At 58.6% G+C, this 18,859-nt stretch carries 15 protein-coding genes; 12 read left to right on the top strand and 3 right to left on the bottom strand.

All coding sequences use genetic code 11. From position 1 onward, the window contains the following. The first annotated feature begins 31 nt into the window (after positions 1-31). The 10 genes from KY495_RS21690 to KY495_RS21645 all read left to right on the top strand — a co-directional run bounded on the left by KY495_RS21690 (position 32) and on the right by KY495_RS21645 (position 13,425). A complete protein-coding gene (locus KY495_RS21690) occupies positions 32-1,297 on the top strand; it encodes a lipoprotein-releasing ABC transporter permease subunit (RefSeq protein ID WP_219881355.1) in 1,266 nt (421 codons plus the stop codon). Beyond that, the gene (lolD, locus tag KY495_RS21685; protein ID WP_219881354.1) at positions 1,290-2,018 is read left to right on the top strand and encodes a lipoprotein-releasing ABC transporter ATP-binding protein LolD; all 729 of its coding nucleotides are present in this window, start codon (positions 1,290-1,292) and stop codon (positions 2,016-2,018) included. Before KY495_RS21690 ends, lolD (KY495_RS21685) begins: the two co-directional genes overlap by 8 nt. After that, positions 2,015-3,280 (top strand): lipoprotein-releasing ABC transporter permease subunit, encoded by a 1,266-nt coding sequence (locus tag KY495_RS21680; protein WP_219881353.1) that lies wholly within the window; start codon positions 2,015-2,017, stop codon positions 3,278-3,280. The genes lolD (KY495_RS21685) and KY495_RS21680 overlap by 4 nt, the downstream gene beginning before the upstream one ends. Then, positions 3,273-3,971, top strand: coding sequence for a lipoprotein-releasing ABC transporter ATP-binding protein LolD (gene lolD, locus KY495_RS21675; RefSeq protein WP_219881352.1), 699 nt, complete (start codon positions 3,273-3,275; stop codon positions 3,969-3,971). Before KY495_RS21680 ends, lolD (KY495_RS21675) begins: the two co-directional genes overlap by 8 nt. A 2-nt stretch (positions 3,972-3,973) precedes the next feature. Then, entirely contained in the window at positions 3,974-4,774 is an 801-nt protein-coding gene (locus KY495_RS21670) for a TatD family hydrolase (RefSeq protein WP_219881351.1), read from the top strand. Positions 4,775-4,885: 111 nt separating this feature from the next. After that, on the top strand, positions 4,886-6,046 hold the full coding sequence (locus tag KY495_RS21665; RefSeq protein ID WP_219881350.1) for a papain-like cysteine protease family protein: 1,161 nt from the start codon (positions 4,886-4,888) through the stop codon (positions 6,044-6,046). 97 nt (positions 6,047-6,143) lie between these two features. Next, positions 6,144-8,519, top strand: coding sequence for a DNA internalization-related competence protein ComEC/Rec2 (locus tag KY495_RS21660; protein WP_219881349.1), 2,376 nt, complete (start codon positions 6,144-6,146; stop codon positions 8,517-8,519). A gap of 498 nt (positions 8,520-9,017) precedes the next feature. Then, entirely contained in the window at positions 9,018-9,161 is a 144-nt protein-coding gene (locus KY495_RS21655; RefSeq protein ID WP_219881348.1) for a hypothetical protein, read from the top strand. A 368-nt stretch (positions 9,162-9,529) separates the two neighbouring features. Then, positions 9,530-11,461, top strand: a complete 1,932-nt coding sequence (locus KY495_RS21650; protein ID WP_219881347.1) for an ATP-dependent endonuclease — start codon at positions 9,530-9,532, stop codon at positions 11,459-11,461. Continuing rightward, a complete protein-coding gene (locus tag KY495_RS21645; protein WP_219881346.1) occupies positions 11,410-13,425 on the top strand; it encodes a UvrD-helicase domain-containing protein in 2,016 nt (671 codons plus the stop codon). The genes KY495_RS21650 and KY495_RS21645 overlap by 52 nt, the downstream gene beginning before the upstream one ends. A gap of 137 nt (positions 13,426-13,562) precedes the next feature. Here the strand turns inward: KY495_RS21645 and KY495_RS21640 are convergent, their stop codons facing one another. After that, complete coding sequence (locus KY495_RS21640; RefSeq protein ID WP_219881345.1) at positions 13,563-14,237, bottom strand: alpha/beta hydrolase; 675 nt, start codon at positions 14,235-14,237, stop codon at positions 13,563-13,565. 159 nt (positions 14,238-14,396) lie between these two features. On the opposite strand from KY495_RS21640, the gene KY495_RS21635 reads away from it, so the two are divergent. Further along, on the top strand, positions 14,397-15,206 hold the full coding sequence (locus KY495_RS21635; RefSeq protein WP_219881344.1) for an alpha/beta fold hydrolase: 810 nt from the start codon (positions 14,397-14,399) through the stop codon (positions 15,204-15,206). 56 nt (positions 15,207-15,262) lie between these two features. Beyond that, positions 15,263-15,829: a dCTP deaminase gene (gene dcd / locus KY495_RS21630; protein WP_018058479.1), complete on the top strand. Its 567-nt coding sequence runs from the start codon at positions 15,263-15,265 to the stop codon at positions 15,827-15,829. A 93-nt stretch (positions 15,830-15,922) separates the two neighbouring features. On the opposite strand, the gene KY495_RS21625 is transcribed toward dcd, so the two are convergent. Further along, on the bottom strand, positions 15,923-18,178 hold the full coding sequence (locus KY495_RS21625) for an arginine/lysine/ornithine decarboxylase (protein ID WP_219881343.1): 2,256 nt from the start codon (positions 18,176-18,178) through the stop codon (positions 15,923-15,925). A 198-nt stretch (positions 18,179-18,376) separates the two neighbouring features. Then, entirely contained in the window at positions 18,377-18,859 is a 483-nt protein-coding gene (locus tag KY495_RS21620) for a dihydrofolate reductase (RefSeq protein ID WP_219881342.1), read from the bottom strand.

Raw genomic sequence — 18,859 nt, 5'->3', positions numbered from 1 at the left:
CGCACTTGGAAAAAATACATTGCCGGAGCCCATGAGTATCACCCACAAGATGCCGTATGAATGGCTGGTTGGGCTGCGCTATACGCGCGCCGGCCGGCGCAGTGGCCGTAACAGTTTCATCTCCTTTATCTCCCTCATTTCAGTTTCCGGCATTGGCCTGGGCGTGGCCGCGCTGATCGTGGTGCTGTCGGTCATGAACGGTTTTCGCAAGGATGTTACCGACCGCATGCTGTCGGTGCTGGCGCACGTGGAGGTGCTCGACACCCAGGGCGGCATGGCCAACTGGCAGGACGTGATGGCCGACGCGGCCAGGCATCCCGATGTCAAGGGTGCCGCGCCCTATGTGCAGACCCAGGGCATGCTGCTGCGCTACGGCGGCATGCGTCCGGCCATCATCCGCGGCGTGCTGCCAAGTGAAGAACCCAAGGTGTCGGACGTGGCCACCAAGGTGCGCGATGGCAGCCTTGCCGACCTGCGCGCCGGCGAATTCAATATCGTCATGGGCTATGCCCTGGCCCGTTCCCTGGGCCTGGCCCTGGGGGACAAGGTCACCATGGCGCTGGCACAAGCCCAGGTGACGCCGGCTGGCATGGTGCCGCGCATGCGCACATTCACGCTGGTGGGTATCTTTGAAGCGGGCCACTACGAATTCGATAACGGCATGGCCTTCGTGCACATGGAAGACGCGCAGAAGATGGAGCGCCTGTCCGCGCCGTCCGGCATCCGGCTGCGTATTGCCGACATCCATGAGGGGCCGCGCGTGGCGCACGAGCTGCAGGCCATGCTGCCGCAGGGCTTGCAGGTGCGCGACTGGTCCAGGCAAAATAAGACCTGGTTCGCCGCCGTGCAAACGGAAAAAAAGATGATGCTGATCGTGATGGGCCTGATCATTACCGTGGCCGCCTTTAACCTGGTTTCTACACTGGTCATGACCGTCACCGACAAGCAGGCCGATATCGCCATCCTGCGCACACTGGGTTCATCGCCGCGTTCGATCATGAAGATATTCATGATCCAGGGCGCGGTGATCGGCATCCTGGGGACCATGGCGGGGGTGCTGCTGGGCGTTGTGGTTGCGCTCAATATCGGCACCATCGTGCCGTTCTTCGAGCGCCTGTTCGGCGCGCAGGTGCTGCCAAGCGACATCTACATGGTGTCTGCGCTGCCGTCGGACATGCGATGGTCCGACGTGATCGGCATCGGCGGCATTGCCACCATCATGGCGTTTTTGGCTACCATCTACCCAAGCCTTGCCGCCTCGCGCGTCAAGCCTGCGGAGGCGCTGCGCTATGAATAGAGCGGTCAGCGACACCGTCCTGGCTTGCCGGGGGCTGGGGAAAACCTACACCCAGGGCAGCTACGAGGTCAACGTGCTCAGTAACGTGGACTTCAGCGTGAACCGCGGCGAGCATGTGGCCATTGTTGGCGCCTCCGGCTCGGGCAAGTCGACCCTGCTGCACCTGCTCGGCGGCCTCGATACGCCGACCACCGGCAGCGTGGCCCTGCTGGGCAAGGACTTCGCCACGCTGCCCGAAACGGCGCGCGGCGACCTGCGCAACGCATCACTGGGATTCGTCTACCAGTTCCATCACCTGTTGCCCGAGTTTTCCGCGCTCGACAACGTGGCCATGCCGCTCCTGATCCGGCGCGAAAAGCGCGCGCTGGCGCTGGAAAAGGCGCAAGCCATTTTGGCGCGCGTGGGCCTGTCCAAGCGCGCCATTCACGTGCCAGGCGAACTATCCGGGGGCGAGCGCCAACGCGTGGCACTGGCGCGTGCGCTGGTCACGGAGCCGGCCTGCGTACTGGCCGATGAACCGACCGGCAATCTAGACCACGCGACAGCGCAGCAGATTTTCGCCCTCATGCTCGATCTGTCAGCCACCCTTGGCACCGCGTTCGTCATCGTCACGCACGACGTCGAACTGGCCGGACGCTGCGACCGTGTGCTGCGCCTGACCGACGCCGGCCTGCGGCCTGACGAAGCCTCCCGCAATTACCAGACTGGTGCAGCCACATGAGTTTTATCGACAGATTGCCATATGAATGGGCCGTGGGCATCCGCTATACCCGCGCCGGCAAGCGCAGCGGCCGTAATGGCTTCATCTCCTTCATCTCCCTGATATCGGTTTCCGGCATCGCGCTCGGCGTGGCCGCGCTGATCGTGGTGCTGTCGGTGATGAACGGCTTTACCAAGGAAGTGACCGACCGCATGCTGTCGGTGCTGGCGCACGTGGAAGTCTATGATGCCAATGGCAGCATGGCCGACTGGCAGGGCGCCGCTACCGCTGCCAGGAACAACCCGGCCGTCAAGGGCGCCGCCCCATTTGCCGAAACCCAGGGCATGCTGATGTACGACGGCGTGATGAAGCCAGCCATTTTGCGCGGCGTGCTGCCGGCCGAGGAGGGCAAGGTGTCGGACGTGCCCAAAAACGTCACACAGGGCAGCTTCGATGCGCTGCGCCCCGGGGAGTTCGGCACGGTGCTGGGCGTGGAGCTGGCGCGTTCCCTGAGCCTGAAAGTGGGCGACAAGGTGACCCTGGCAGTCGCACCCGGTAACACCGACGCTGCCGGCATGGTGCCGCGCATGATCAACTTCACCCTGGTGGGCATTTTCGATTCGGGTCACTTCGAGTTCGATTCGGGCCTGGCTTTCGTGCACATGGCTGACGCACAGTCTGTGGCCAATCTGGACGGGCCGGCAGGACTGCGCCTGCGCCTGGAGAACATGCACGATGCACCGCTGGTGGCCACGCAGCTGCGCCAGTCCATGCCCGGCCAGCTGCTGTTTCGCGACTGGTCCAAGCACAATCCCACCTGGTTCGCCGCCGTGCAGAGCCAGAAGAAGATGATGTTTATTATACTGGTACTGATCATCGCCGTGGCCGCCTTTAACCTGGTGGCCACCCTCGTCATGACCGTTACCGACAAGCAGGCCGACATCGCCATCTTGCGCACCCTCGGCTCGTCGCCGCGCTCGATCATGAAGATCTTCATGATCCAGGGCGCGCTGGTGGGTATCATCGGGACCGCCGTTGGCGTGGGCACCGGCGTGCTGCTGGCGCTGAACATCGACGTCATCATCCCGGCCATCGAACGCGCTTTCAACGTGCAGTTCCTGTCCAAGGATATCTACTTCATCAGCACCTTGCCGTCGGACCTGGACTGGTCGGACGTGTTCGGGATTGCGGCCGTCTCGGTGGCGCTGGCCTTTATCGCCACGCTGTATCCGAGCTTTGCCGCCTCGCGCGTGAAACCTGCGGAGGCCCTGCGTTATGAATAATCACACCCTCAATCCGGTACTGTCCTGCCAAGGCCTGGGCAAGACCTATACCCAGGGCAGCTACCAGGTGCAGGTGCTGAGCAATGTGGATTTCGCCGTCAACCGGGGCGAGCACGTGGCCATTGTCGGCGCCTCCGGCTCGGGCAAGTCGACGCTGCTGCACCTGCTGGGCGGATTGGATACGCCGACCACCGGCTCTGTGACCTTGCAGGGCGCCGATTTCGCCACCCTGTCGGAAACGGCGCGCGGTGAGCTGCGCAACCAGTCGCTCGGCTTCGTGTACCAGTTCCACCACCTGCTGCCGGAGTTTTCGGCGCTCGACAACGTGGCCATGCCGCTGTTGATCCGCCGCGAAAAGCGCGCAGTCGCGGTGGAAAAGGCGCAAGCCATGCTGGCCCGCGTTGGCCTGTCCAAGCGCGCCATCCACGTTCCGGGCGAGCTGTCCGGCGGCGAGCGGCAGCGCGTTGCGCTGGCCCGCGCTCTCGTCACCCAGCCAGGCTGCGTGCTGGCCGATGAACCGACCGGCAACCTCGATCACAGCACCGCCCAGCAGATATTTGAACTGATGCTGGAACTATCCAGCACCCTGGGCACCGCCTTTGTGATCGTCACCCACGACAACGAGCTGGCGCATCGCTGCGACCGCGTGCTGCGCTTGTCCGACGCGGGTCTGCATCCAGAGCCGCGCTGACCATGTGGATCGATACCCACTGCCACCTCGACGCCCATGAGTTCAATGGCGACTCGCTGGGCGTGGCGCGGCGCGCGGGCGAGGTCGGCGTATCGATGATCGTGATCCCCGCAGTCGAACGGGGAAATTTTGCCGAGGTGGCGCGCCTGGGCCACGCAGCGCCCAATGCCTGCTACGCGCTCGGCATCCATCCCATCTGCGTGCCCAATGCGCGCGAGGAAGACCTGGCCGCACTGCGAAGCGCCATCGAGGCCGCGCTCGACGACCCGCGCTTTGTGGCGGTAGGCGAAATTGGCCTGGACTTCTTTATTCCCATGCTGTGTGAGCCGGCCATGCGCGACAAGCAGGATCATTTTTTCCGCGAACAGCTGCGCATGGCGCGCGACTACAAGCTGGCGGTGCTCACGCATGTGCGGCGTTCGCAAGACCAGGTGCTCAAGCATCTGCGCCAGATCCGGCCCCCGGCCGGCATTGCCCATGCATTCAACGGCAGTTTCCAGCAGGCGCAGATGTATATCGACCTCGGTTTCAAGCTCGGCTTCGGTGGTGCCATGACATTCACGCGCGCGCTGCAGATCCGGCGCCTGGCCACCCAGCTGCCGCTCGAGGCGATCGTGCTGGAAACCGATTCCCCCGATATCGCGCCGGCATGGATTCATCCCGGCGTCAACCAGCCGGAAAACCTGCCCGGCATTGGCGCGGCGCTGGCAGAAATGCGCGGAGTGCCGGTTCAAACTATCCTCGACGCAAGCCGGGAAAATTCCTTCGTGGCCATACCGCGCCTGGCGGGCCTGCAGCCCTGACCGTGACGCGCATGGCAACGTGCGCTGCCACAAACCGGCCTCAACTGTTTGTCTCTAGAGTCGTTGTGAACGGCGGTCGCCTGGCCGCCACCCGACGTCCTGGAGTCCATCATGAATGTTTCTGAATTTGCCTATCTGGCGAGGCGGCCTTACAGCACGCTTCTGCAGGAAGACCTGATCTTCGGCACCTTGTTCGTGCAGAAGCAATTGCCTTTTGAAATGCAGGCGCAGACCCAGTCCAACTGGTGCTGGGCGGCGACGGCGGTCAGCGTATCGCGCTACTTCTGGCGCTGGAGCACGTGGACGCAGTGCCGCGTCGCCAATGCCGAGCTGGGCCAGCGTGGCTGCTGCGGCGACCCATCGCAGGCGGCGTGCAATGTGCCATGGTACCTGGACCGCTCGCTGACGCGCACGCGCAACTTTGTTAGCATCACGGGAGCGGTCAGCTTTGAACAGGTCCGCGCCGAAATCGACAAGGGGCGGCCGGTGGGAGCGCGCATTGGCTGGAGTGGCGGTGGCGGGCATTTCATGGTCATTTACGGCTACAGCACCATAGGCGGGGGCGAGTACTTCGATATCGATGATCCCATCTACGGCAAGAGCCATCTGCCAGTGTCTGAATTTACGAGCGGCTACCAGGGAACCGGCAGCTGGACGCACACCTACTTTTTGAAGAGCTATTTCAGAATGCCATTCGACCTGCCCATCCCAACAGACCTGATTTTGCGCCGCATCTGGGAGCTGCGCCCCCTGCTCAAGCTCAAGGGCGGCACCGGCGCGCCGGCCCCGGGCGATATCGCGCAAGCGCAGACGGCCAACATCGGCATTGCGCAGCGCATCTACGCTGTCGGCCTGGCAGACTTGCTGGGCGCCCCCGACGTGCAGCCGGAAGCCGTGGGGCTGCGGGTGTACGAAGTGGAAGATGACGCCCCGCGCGCATTTTTCGATATCAGCGAAGATGGCGACGCGCGGCTGCTGCAAATGTCCGCGGCCAGGGCACACCTGGAACCCTTCGCGCGCGCCCTGGCGGTGGCACTGTCCCAGGTCAAGGAAGACGAGGTGCGCGAGCTGCGGCTGCTGCGCGTACCTGCGCTCAATTTCGAGGCGCTGTGGATTGCATCGGAAGACCCGCAGGTTCGCGATGTGCTGGTGCCGCTGCGCAGTGTGGGCCGCTTTGCGCTGTACCAGCCGGTGGAGCTGGCCGACGCCCTGGTCCTCCTGCGCGAAGCGGCCAAGCCATTGGCCAATATGGATGACCTGATGGGCGCCTGAGGACGCTTGATCTGGATCAAAGGGCGGCGAACCATGAGCAGGGCTCGCCGCTTTTTTTCGTAGTATGCCCCTTGGCCCAGCTCGCCTCGGATACTGCATGCGCACGTGGATACTTGGTTTTGCCGCAGGCGCGGCCTGGCTGCAGACGCAGGCCGCGCTGCCGGGCGCGCCGCAGCTGATGCTGCTGGCCGCATGCGCGCTGGTGCTGGGGGCGCTGCATCTGCGCTGGCCAGGGACCTGGCGTTCATTGCCAATGCTGGCTTCGGGCATATTGCTCGGGTTTGCATGGGCCGCGTACATTGCCCAGAATGCGCTGGGACCATCCCTGGCCAGGGCGGACGAAGGGCGCGATGTCACGATTGTCGGTGTGGTCCACAACCTGCCATACGAGTTTGCCGAAGGGGTGCGCTTTAACTTTTCGGTCGAACAGGTGGAAGGCCCTGTGATAGGCGTGCCGCCGCTGATATCGCTGGCATGGTATGGCGCCATTCGCGGCGAGCAGGACCAGGCAAGGCGCGTCCGGCCGGGCGAACGGTGGCGCCTCACTGTGCGCCTGCAGCGCCCGCATGGCAACGCCAATCCGCATGGCTTTGATTTTGAAGTGTGGCTGCTTGAACAGGGCATTCGTGCCACCGGCTACGTGCGCGAGGAAGCCGGCAATGCAAGGTTGGCTGAATTCGTGGCCAGCCCGAAAACGCTGGTGGAGCGCAGCCGCGCGGCCCTGCGAGACCGCATCCTGGCGGCCTTGCCCGGCAAACCGTACGCAGGCGTCATCGTGGCGCTGGTAGTGGGCGACCAGCGCGGCATCGATCAGACCGACTGGAAGGTCTTCACCCGAACCGGCGTAGGTCACCTTATTTCCATATCGGGCCTGCATATCACCATGATCGCGGGGATGGGCGCCTTGCTGGTGTCTGCCCTGTGGCGCCGCTCGTTTTTCACCGGCGCGCAACTGCCGCTGCTGCTGCCGGCGCAGAAGGTGGCCGCGCTGGCAGGCATCGTGATTGGCTTTCTTTACGTGCTGCTGGCCGGCTTTGGCATTCCAGCCCAGCGCACGCTGTACATGCTCACTGTCGTGGGAGCGGCGGTGTGGCTTGGACGGATCTCGAGCGTATCGCATGTGCTCAGTGTCGCCCTGGGCGTGGTAGTGCTGCTCGATCCGTGGGCGGTACTGTCACCCGGATTCTGGCTCTCCTTCGGGGCCGTCGCCATGATCCTGTACGCCACGGTTGGCCGGTCGGGCGCCAGCGACCGGACCTGGCGCGGCAAGCTGCTGCTGGCGGCGCGCACCCAGTACGTGGTGACGGTGGGGCTGGTGCCGCTGACGATGCTGCTGTTTTCGCAGGTGTCGCTTGCCAGTCCGATTGCCAACGCCATTGCCATTCCCTTGATCAGCCTTGTGGTGACGCCCTTGTCCCTGGCGGGAAGCATGCTGCCGGCACCCCTGTCGACGCTGCTGCTGAACATTGCGCATGCAGGCGTGGCCGCGCTGGCCTGGGTGCTGGAGTGGCTCAGCGCCTTTCCCATGGCCGTCTGGAGCGCCCCTCAGCCGGCGCCCTGGGTTTTTGGCATTGCCTTGTTTGGGACCTTATGGCTGCTGGCGCCGCGCGGTTGGCCCTTGCGCTGGCTCGGCATGGTGGCGTGGCTGCCTCTGCTCGCTGGCCGGGCCACCAGTCCGGTGCCGGGGCACTTTGTGGCCACTGTGCTCGACGTGGGGCAGGGCACGGCGCTGCTGGTGGAAACGCACCGTCATCGACTGCTGTATGACACGGGCCCACAGTATTCGCAACTGTCCAACGCCGGGGCACGCGTGATCCTGCCGTACCTGAAGGCGCGCGGGATCGGCAAGCTTGATGCGCTCGTCGTCACGCACAGTGATGTGGACCATGCAGGCGGCGCGCTGTCGATCCTGGAAGAAGTCCCGGTGGGGTGGATTACCTCGTCGCTGCGGCACGATCATCCGATTGTCGCGCGGGCGGCAAAGCATGTCCGCTGCGCCGGTGACCAGTCGTGGCACTGGGACGGCGTCCTGTTTGAGATGCTGCAGCCCAGCCTTGCCAGCTACGGCAATCCTGCCCTCAAGCCAAATGCGCGCGGCTGCACGCTGAAGATCACGGCAGGGGAAAACAGCATGCTGCTGGCGGCCGACATTGAAGCTGCGCAGGAAGGTGAGCTGGTGGTGCGCTCGCGCGCCAGGCTGGCGGCCGATGTGCTGCTGGTGCCGCATCATGGCAGCGGTACCTCGTCCACGCTGGGTTTCCTGCACGCCGTGGCCCCGCGACTGGCCGTGTTCCAGGTGGGCTATCGCAATCGCTATCGGCATCCCAAGGCGGAGGTGTACGCACGCTATGGTGAACTCAATATCGAGCGCCTGCGCACTGACGCTGACGGGGCAATCACGATCAGCTCCCGCGATGCCTTCACTGCGCGCCGGTACCGCCACGAACACGCGCGGTACTGGTACGGACGCTAGGCGCGAGGCCGTGCTGCTGCGAGCGCGCCATTGCTCTTGCATCGATCGGCACCGCTGTTGACCAGGAGGCTATGGCATCCCAATAAACCAGTCCACGGCAGCCTGCGTGACCTCGGGCGGAATGACATGCCCATCATCGAACTCGACATACGTCAGATCATACTCAAGCCGCCGCAGCTGCTTCGTTGTGAACGGCGGTCGCCTGGCCGCCACCCGACGTCCTGGAGTCCATCTTGAATGTTTCCGAATTTGCCTATCTGGCGAGGCGGCCTTACAGCACGCTTCTGCAGGAAGACCTGACCGCTGGGCCAGCGTGGCTGCTGCGGAGATCCTTCGCAGGCGGCGTGCAATGTGCCATGGTAACTGGACCGCTCGCTGACGCGCACGCGCAACTTTGTTAGCATCACGGGAGCGGTTAGCTTTGAACAGGTCCGCGCCGAAATCGACAAGGGGCGCCCGGTGGCGCGCGTTGGCTGGAATGGCGGTGGCGGGCATTTTATGGTCATTTACGGCTACAGCACCATAGGCGGGGGCGAGTACTTCGATATCGATGATCCCATCTACGGCAAGAGCCATCTGCCAGTGTCTGAATTTACGAGCGGCTACCAGGGAACCGGCAGCTGGACGCACACGTACTTGTGAAGAGCCCCTTCCTTGACACCTTCGCGCTGATCTTGCAGGACGAACTAAACCGAGTCGGATTTTTTAATGAATTCAAAGAGTTGCAGTTCATTCGGGATGAAACCGTTGCGTCTCTAAAATGAATCGTGCCGAGTCATTGGAAATCCGGTAAAGCTTCCCCAGCGACTATTTGTTGCCGAAAAATCCAAGTAGTGCCATTATGCAAAAGTTTCGATAGGCGGCCCAGGAGGCAACTTATTCTTAACTCGAACAAGGCTCCAGAGAAAACTGACGGAAAAACAAGTCGCGTGCAAACAAAAGATCAATCGAAGGATAATTAGTGCAACTGTGGTTCACAAACGCAGTTGAAAATAAGACTAGGGGATTTTGTGAAGATAACAAAATTTACGGCGTGCAATTTTCGGATTTTTAAACGAGTCGATGTAGATCTTCGAGGCGAGCTGTCCCTAATTATCGGGAAGAACAATAGCGGAAAAACCTCTCTCCTGATGTTGTTCGATCGATTCTATCAGGATGGAAACAAGTTTTCGTACGACGATTTTCCGATTGAATGTAGGAAATTGCTGTCAAAAATTGAAGCGAGACCGGCGTTTTCGGAAATTAGCATTCGAATGATGCTTGAGATTACGTATTCGGACAGCGATAATTTGAGGTTCCTTTCTGAATTCATTACAGACTTGGACCCAGCGATTAACCGCGTCAAAATTCTCTTCGAATGCACTATTGATCAAGATGCACTAATTAAGGATTTGCCTGAGCCGGGGGAGAAGCGGGAGCGTTTCCTGCGTAGGAACACTCAGCGTTATCTCAAACGTGATGTTTATGCATATTCAGACGAGTCAGAAATCTTTGATAAGCGCGAAAAGCTCATAAAGAAAGATATGCATGCTGTTCGGAATATCATCAATTTCCAATTCATTCACGCTCGACGTGATGTGGCCAGTTCGGAAGGTGGAAAAAACGTTCTTTCAAAGTTGACGACACAGTACTTTAACGCGAACAACACCGGTGGAAATGACTTCGGGCCAATAAACGACCTGATGCTCGATATGGATCGGTCGCTTGAGAAAACTTACAAAGAGTTTTTTTCGCCATTTCTCGGTGCGGCACAAAAGTTTCTAGGTATCGATGATATTAAAGTGATCTCGAACTTGGAGTCGAAAGAGATTTTGGAGGACGCGTCGCAAGTAGTGTATGGGGGTGGCCCTGGTTATCTTCCTGAAACTTTCAATGGGCTTGGGCACATGAACATCCTTTATGTTCTTTTAGCCATCGAAATTCGCAAGGAAGAATTTAAAAGAAATATTCGGCAGATCAATTTGCTCTTTATTGAGGAGCCCGAAGCGCACACCCATCCACAAATGCAGTACGTTTTCGCACGAGAAATAAAGAATTTGCTTAAAGGGATTGTAAATCTTCAGTCTGTTATCACTACCCATTCATCGCACATTGTATCGCAATGCGACTTTAAAGATATTCGCTACCTTCAATGCAAGGCTGGCGTGGTGACGGTGAAGAATTTTCACGAAGATCTGGCCGCAAGCTATGGCGCCGAAAAAGCTTCTTTCCAATTCGTAGAGCAGTTCCTCACACTCGACACCTGCGAGTTATTTTTTGCTGATAAAGTAATCTTCATCGAAGGCACGACAGAGTCGATATTGTTGCCGTACTTTATGGCGGCTTATGACGAGTCACACAATGGCGAGGAGGGGTATATTCCGCTCTTGTCACAAAACATAACTATCGTCGAAGCTGGCGCCAACGCAAAGGCGTTCCGCCACTTGCTCGACTTCCTCGATATCAAAGGACTGGTCATCACAGACATTGATACGACGGTACAAGTTAAAAAGGCGAAAATTACTTATGAAGCTTCACCCGTTGCATCAGGCACCCATACTAGCAATGAGACGATAAAGTACTATTACGCCGCGCCCAACATTCATACACCGGAATTCTCTGTCTGGATGCAGAATTTGAAAGAAGGAAAGTTGGCGTCTGCATCTCCAAATATCAAGGTATGTTACCAGCTCGATGAGGATAAGTATCAAGCTCGGAGCTTTGAAGATGCTTTCGTACATATCAATCGTGCTACCGTCGAGCAAAATCTTGATTCTCTGAATGGGCTTAAGAATAAGGATGACTTCACGACGATATTTGATCCTTATACGTTGATAGACACCGTGCTTTCAAAGAAGTCAGATTTTGCGGCATCCCTCCTTTTCCTTGCTTTGACAGACAAAAATGTCCAATGGAAAATGCCGTTCTATGTGAAGCAAGGTTTGGATTGGGTTGTCGCATGATAGCGCTAGACCAAATTAAGGAATGTATTCAGGCACGCCAAGATTTCGTCGTCCAGGGCGGGGCTGGTAGTGGCAAAACTGAGACCCTTAAGGAGATCTTGGCACACATCGCGGACTCCCAGCCATCAGCAACCGCCGCTTGCATAACCCTGACGAATAAGGCGGCAGACGAGATTAAAAATAGGGTAGGAGACCATTACCATATTTCAACAATTCACTCGTTTTTGCATTCGCTGATCGATGTTTTCAGGAGTAATATTAGGAGTGTTTTGCCTATAGTATTTCTTTTAGAGCCATTAGTTGTTGCGGATGAGGGCCAGGTGCAAATTGCACACGATGTCTATAAAAAGAAGTACGGTAAGTTTGCCGCACTTCGTTACCGCTTTGATAAATTTAAGTTTGATAAGGTTGTGGGTAAGGTTGTGTATGACAAGGATCCACGCAAATTTGTGGCGACGCTTTCTAATGAGATTAATAGTCTAAACGAATCCCTTTCTGCGGCGATTGCTTTGGCTGATCTTAGTAAGATCAGGTATAACGAGAGTTCTTATAATAGTATACGTAACTTCTCTTATGGTCACGACGGCTTGCTGAAGGTCGCCGCTGCGCTAATCGAGCGATACCCAAAATTGCGAAGGGTTTTGGCAGATAGATTTGACTTCATATTTGTGGATGAGTATCAAGACACATCCCCGAGTATTGTCGGAGTACTGATCGATATTATCGGAAGGTCGACGAAGGCTACTATCGGACTATTTGGCGATTCAATGCAAGGAATTTATGAAGACGGCATCGGTGATGTCGAAAAATATGTGGCCAGTGGTGCACTTCGCAAAATCGAGAAAGAGGATAACTTCCGTTGCTCACAGCAGGTGATAAAGTTTTTGAATACGCTGCGGCTCGATACGTTGCGACAAGAAGTTGCACTCAAAGCGAGAGCTGACGGAACCATCGAGCATCTCGCAGACAGGCAGGGTGGCGTGAACCTCATCTATGCGATTGCGCCTGAGGGGGCGAAGAAAGATAAGCAGACATATCTCCTTAAGTTGAAGGCACTTATTTCTAAGGCTAACGCTGCCGGAGAAGCGAAATACTTGATGCTTACTAATAAGTCTATTGCAGGTGAGGTCGGCTTTCTTGAACTTTACGAAATATTTACCGAGCGATATGGTCAGGAACGCGGCGACGAAATGGAACGGGTATTGAGCGTGCTCCAGTTCGATGAATTGGCCCTCCTATGTACGCTACACAAGAACAAGGAGTCTAACGAATTAATAGTGAGAGTGAAAAAGCAGGGATATCTGCTCAACTCCAAAAGCGATAAAGAGAGATTGCATTCGAGTATCAACTTGATTGCATGTTCTAAATTGTCGGCGATTGAGACCATTGAAAATGCGTTCCGCTATGGACTGCTTTCAAAGTCGGACTCGTTTACTGCGTTCGTCGATTACAAAGACGAGTTTCTCGATGGACTAAAGAAGGATGGCGTATTCCAAGACTTTATCGCCGATAAGGCTGTTGGAGTGACCACTGCGTTAAAGATGACTGCCGCGGGTCGCGCTATGGATGAATATCTGTTTGAAGAATTAAATCGACGAGACAAAAAGCGGATTTTCTATGAGGCTCTCTTCAGTAAGTCTGCTAAATTTAGCGATGTTTTAAATTATTACAGCTATTTGAATGACGAAAAGCCATACATTACGATGCACAAAACAAAAGGTACGGGAATTTCCGAGGTGATTGTCGTGCTAGATGAATATTACTGGCGAGATTACGACTTCAAGAATGTCCTTATTGCTGGTTTCGGTGCGGAGCGTCCTATGGATCGCAAGCTAGTGTACGTCGCCTGTTCGCGCGCCGTTAAAAATCTTACTTGCGTCAGACTGATTTCAAACGATGAGGAGGACGCATTACTGACAGCAGCGTTCACCTCCACTCAGAAGTTCGACTTCGCGACGCTTTGAATTTACGATCTGGCACGGCAGAAAATTTCGCCTCCGCGAAATTCGATGCAGCAAGGGGCACCAAACTTGCCTTAATGGAACTATTTGGTTGGCTTTGAGGGCCTGCGCATCGATCCGCACCGCTGTTGACCAGGACGCTATGGCATCCCAATAAACCAGTCCACGGCAGCCTGCGTGACCTCGGGCGGAATGACATGCCCATCATCAAACTCGACATACGTCAGATCATACTCAAGCCGCCGCAGCTGCTTTTCGATGCTGCGGCTGCACGGATTAACAGGCAGGATCTCATCTTCCGTGCCGTGCGACATGAAGATCTTCGGCTCCCCGCGCGACGTCATGTGGCCGACAAAGCCAGGCGAGAACGCCATCACGTGCGTAAACAGGTCGCCGTTGGCCAGGCCCAGGGTCAGCGCATAGGACGCCCCGTCCGAAAAGCCGCCAATGGCAATACGCGACGCATCAATGGTGTAATTGGAGAAAACGTGAGCGAGGCTGCGGTCAGTGAGCTCTACATCAGCCCCGTATGCCTTTTGCGAGATCACATCCCAGGTACTGTCCTGCGACGCCGGCGCGGCAAGGATGAGGCCGGTTGCATCGGCCATGCCGCGCAGGATGGCCAGGCCATCGTGGGCGTGGCCGCCGGCGCCGTGCAAGAGCAGCACGAGCGGGCTCGGCTGCTCCGGGCGATAGCTGCGCGGCACATACAGATAACTGTCGCGCTTGCCGTCCACCGGCAGGGTGAGCAACCCGGTGGGGGCCGCCTGCGTCACCTGGACGGGCCGCGCGCTGAGGGTCGGTTGATTGGCCATGGCTTGGTCTCCCGTTCAAATAGCAATAAGAACGCAATCGCCGGCTTTGGTTCGCCGCATGCCGCTGAGTGTACCGGCCCAGTTTATCGGAATTCGGCGCTCTAGTGCGTTTCCTCTAATCCGGGATAGGTTCCCGTCAAACCGCATTACAATTTGCCGATGAAAAAGCCCCTCATCCACTTTTCCCACGGTAACAGTTATCCAGCCGGCACCTACCAGCAATTCTTTGACCATCTGGGCGAAGACTTTGAAATCCGCTCGGTCGACATGTACGGGCACGATCCGCGCTATCCGGTCACGGACGGCTGGCCCCGGCTGGTGGACCACCTGATCGACAGCCTGGCAACCTATGGCGAACCGGTGATCCTGGTCGGCCATTCGCTCGGCGGCATGCTGAGCATGATGGCGGCCAAGCAGCGCCCGGACCTGGTGCGCTGCGTGGTGATGCTCGATTCGCCCGTGGTGGCAGGCTGGCGGGCCGTGCTGCTGCGCATGTCCAAAGGCAAGAATTGGAGCGACAATTTTTCTCCGGCTAAGTTCTCCAAGAAGCGGCGCAATGTATTTCCCGACATCCAGGCAGCCCATGACCACTTCATGAGCAAGCCCATGTTTGCCGCCTGGTCGCCCGGCGTGCTGCGCGACTACCTGGAGCATGGGCTCGAGCCCCATGCGGAAGGCGTGCAGCTGCGCTTCAGGCGCGAGATCGAAACAGAGATCTACCGCGGTCTGCCGCACCATCTCGGCAGTCTCATGAACAAGGACTATCCGGTGCCAATCGGCTTTGTCGGCGGCGTCGATTCGGTCGAACTGCGCCAGGCAGGACTGGGCGCGACACGGGCCCTGGTCAAGGACAATTTCAGCCAGATCGAAGGCGGTCACCTGTTCCCGATGGAGCGGCCCGAGAAAGCAGCACGGCTCACGCGCGAGATGATCGCCAGGCTGCTCAAGCAGGCCAAAAATAGTCACTGAGGGGTGTTTTCGCGTAAAATCGTGTGAAATTTACCACCAATTGGAAAAGCCCCGCGATGACAATCAAAAGCGACAAATGGATCCGCCGTACTGCCCTTGCAACCGGCATGATCGAACCGTTCGAACCCGGCCAGGTGCGTGAAGCCGACGGCCGCAAGATCATCTCGTACGGCACCTCGTCGTATGGCTACGATATCCGCTGCGCTGACGAATTCAAGGTCTTCACCAACATCAACAGCACCATTGTCGACCCCAAGAACTTCGATTCGAATTCCTTCGTCGATATCAAGAGCGATGTCTGCATCATCCCGCCAAACTCGTTTGCGCTGGCGCGTACCATCGAATACTTCCGCATTCCGCGCAATGTGCTCACCGTCTGCCTTGGCAAGTCCACCTACGCGCGCTGTGGCATCATCGTCAACGTCACCCCGTTCGAGCCAGAGTGGGAAGGGTACGTGACGCTGGAGTTCTCCAATACCACGCCGCTGCCGGCAAAGATCTATGCTGGCGAGGGCTGCGCCCAGGTGCTGTTCTTTGAAAGCGATGAAGTGTGCGAAACCTCGTACAAGGACCGCGGCGGCAAATACCAGGGCCAGCACGGCGTCACGCTGCCCAAGACCTGATCGCCGCGGCGCCGCAGTTCACCGCTGGCCGTATGAAAAAAAGGGCCCGGAACGCTTGATGCGTCCGGGCCCTTTTTACGTGTGCAGCAATGCCTACTGCTTGACGCAGTCGACGAAGTAGCCGCGCTTGCCGTCCACTTCGCGCTTGACCAGGCCATGCACGTCGGTCTCGAAGCCAGGGAAGCGCTCGTTGAAGTCGCGTGCAAAGCGCAGGTAGTCGACGATGGTCTTGTTAAAGCGCTCGCCGGGAATGAGCAGCGGAATGCCTGGCGGATAAGGCGTGAGCAGGATGGCGGTGATGCGGCCTTCCAGCTCCTCGATCGCCACGCGCTCGATCTCGCGGTGCGCCATCTTGGCAAAGGCATCCGACGGCTTCATGGCCGGGATCATGTCCGACAGGTACATCTCGGTCGTCAGGCGCGCCACGTCGTAGGTCTTGTAGAAGTCGTGGATCTGCTGGCACAGGTCGCGCAGGCCCATCGCTTCGTAGCGCGGGTTGGCAGCGGCGAATTCCGGCAGGATGCGCCACATCGGCTGGTTCTTGTCGTAGTCGTCCTTGAACTGCTGCAGCGCCGTGACGAGCGTGTTCCAGCGGCCCTTGGTGATACCGATCGTAAACATGATGAAGAACGAGTACAGCCCGCACTTCTCGATGATCACACCGTGTTCGGCCAGGTACTTGGTGACGATCGACGCCGGAATGCCGGAGTCGCTGAACAAGCCTTCCAGCGACAGGCCGGGCGTGACCACCGTGGCCTTGATCGGGTCGAGCATGTTGAAGCCCGGTGCCAGGTTGCCAAAGCCGTGCCAGCTGTCCTCGGCGCGGATCATCCAGTCGTCCTGGGTGCCAATGCCTTCTTCGCAGAAGGTGTCCGGACCCCAGACCTGGAACCACCACGACTCGTCGCCCCATTCCTGGTCCACCTTCTTCATGGCGCGCCGGAAGTCGAGCGCTTCAAAGATCGATTCTTCCACCAGCGCGGTGCCGCCCGGCGCTTCCATCATGGCCGCAGCGACGTCACACGATGCGATGATCGAATACTGCGGCGAGGTCGAGGTGTGCATCAGGTACGCTTCATTGAAGGCATCCTGATCGAGCTTGACGGTTTCGGACTCGCGCACCAGCACCTGCGAGGCCTGCGACAGGCCCGCGAGCAGCTTGTGGGTGGACTGGGTCGAGAAGATCATCGACTCCTTGGCGCGCGGACGGTCGCGGCCAATGGCGTGCATGTTCTTGTAGAAGTCATGGAAGGTGGCGTGCGGCAGCCATGCTTCGTCAAAGTGCAGGGTGTCGATCTTACCGTCCAACATTTCGCGCAGCGTCTCCACGTTGTACACCACGCCGTCATAGGTCGACTGGGTGATGGTGAGGATGCGTGGCTTCTTGTTGACCGCTTCGCGTGCGAACGGATTGGCCTCGATCTTGCGGGCGATCGATTCGGGCGTGAATTCTTCCAGCGGGATCGGGCCGATGATGCCAAGGTGGTTCCGGGTCGGCATCAGGAACACGGGGATCGCGCCGCACATGATGATCGAGTGCAGGATCGACTTGTGGCAGTTGCGGTCCACCACCACGATGTCGCCGGGAGCGACCGTGGAGTGCCACACCATCTTGTTCGAGGTCGAGGTGCCGTTGGTCACGAAATAGCAGTGGTCGGCGTTGAAAATGCGCGCCGCATTGCGCTCGGACTTGGCCACCGGGCCGGTGTGGTCGAGCAGCTGGCCCAGTTCTTCGACCGCGTTGCAGACGTCGGCGCGCAGCATGTTCTCGCCAAAGAACTGGTGGAACATCTGGCCGATGGGCGACTTCAAGAAGGCCACGCCGCCGGAGTGGCCGGGGCAGTGCCACGAGTAGGAGCCGTCGTTGGCGTAGTTCACCAGCGCGCGGAAAAATGGCGGCGCCAGGCCGTCCAGGTAGGACTTCGCTTCGCGGATGATGTGGCGCGCGACGAATTCCGGCGTGTCCTCGAACATGTGGATGAAGCCATGCAGTTCGCGCAGGATGTCGTTGGGGATGTGACGCGAAGTGCGCGTTTCACCGTAGATGTAAATCGGGATGTCGGCGTTCTTGTGGCGGATTTCCTTGATAAAGGCGCGCAGCGACAGCAGCGCCGAATCGGTTTCGGCCACCGAGCCTTCGCCGAACTCCTCGTCGTCGATGGACAGTACAAAGGCCGAGGCGCGCGACTGCTGCTGCGCGAACTGCGACAGGTCGCCGTAGCTGGTCAGGCCAAGCACCTCCATGCCTTCCTTTTCCATCGCTTCTGCAAGCGCACGGATACCGAGGCCAGACGTGTTCTCGGAACGGAAATCCTCGTCAATAATGACAATAGGAAAGCGAAATTTCATGTGCGGCTCCAAAGCAGAGCGCCGTGAGGGCTGTCACCCCTGGGGGCAGAACCTCGCTCACGGCACCGGTATAAAAAAGAAGAAGCGGATTTTCGCAGAAACCGCGGCGATCCGGTGAAAAAACTTTTGTTAGAGTATCTACAACCGGGCTCAGGCGGCGCACATTTGGCGCGGCGCCGGTCCGTAATCCACACCTAATTACACCCGCTCGTACGTCACGTAACTGAAGTCGTAGCCGTTGGCTGGCGAATGGTGCCGCTCACGCGCGCTTTCGCGCCAAATGGTGCTGTCGATGGGCGGGAAGAAGGTGTCGCAGGCGAAGGTATGGTCGATTTCGGTGATCACCATGCGGTCCGTCAGCGCCAGCGCATCCTTGAAAATCTGGGCGCCACCGATGATGAAGGCAGGTGCCTCGCCCACCAGCGCGATGGCCGCCTCCAGTGACCCCACGGCGTCCACGCCTTCGTGATGCCAGGCGGCGTTGCGGGTGACCACGATGCTGCGGCGATTGGGCAGTGGACGGCCAATCGAGTCAAAGGTCTTGCGGCCCATGATGATCGGGTGGCCGGTGGTCAGGCGCTTGAAATGCGCGAGGTCTTCCGGCAGGTGCCACGGCAGCTTGTTGTCCACGCCGATGCCGCGCTGGGCGTCGATGGCCACGATAATCGTCAGGTTCGTCAT

This window comes from Massilia sp. PAMC28688 (assembly GCF_019443445.1).
Classification (GTDB): Bacteria; Pseudomonadota; Gammaproteobacteria; order Burkholderiales; family Burkholderiaceae_D; genus Telluria_A.
Note: the sequence above shows the minus strand (reverse complement) of the source record. Positions and strands in the feature narration are given on the sequence as shown.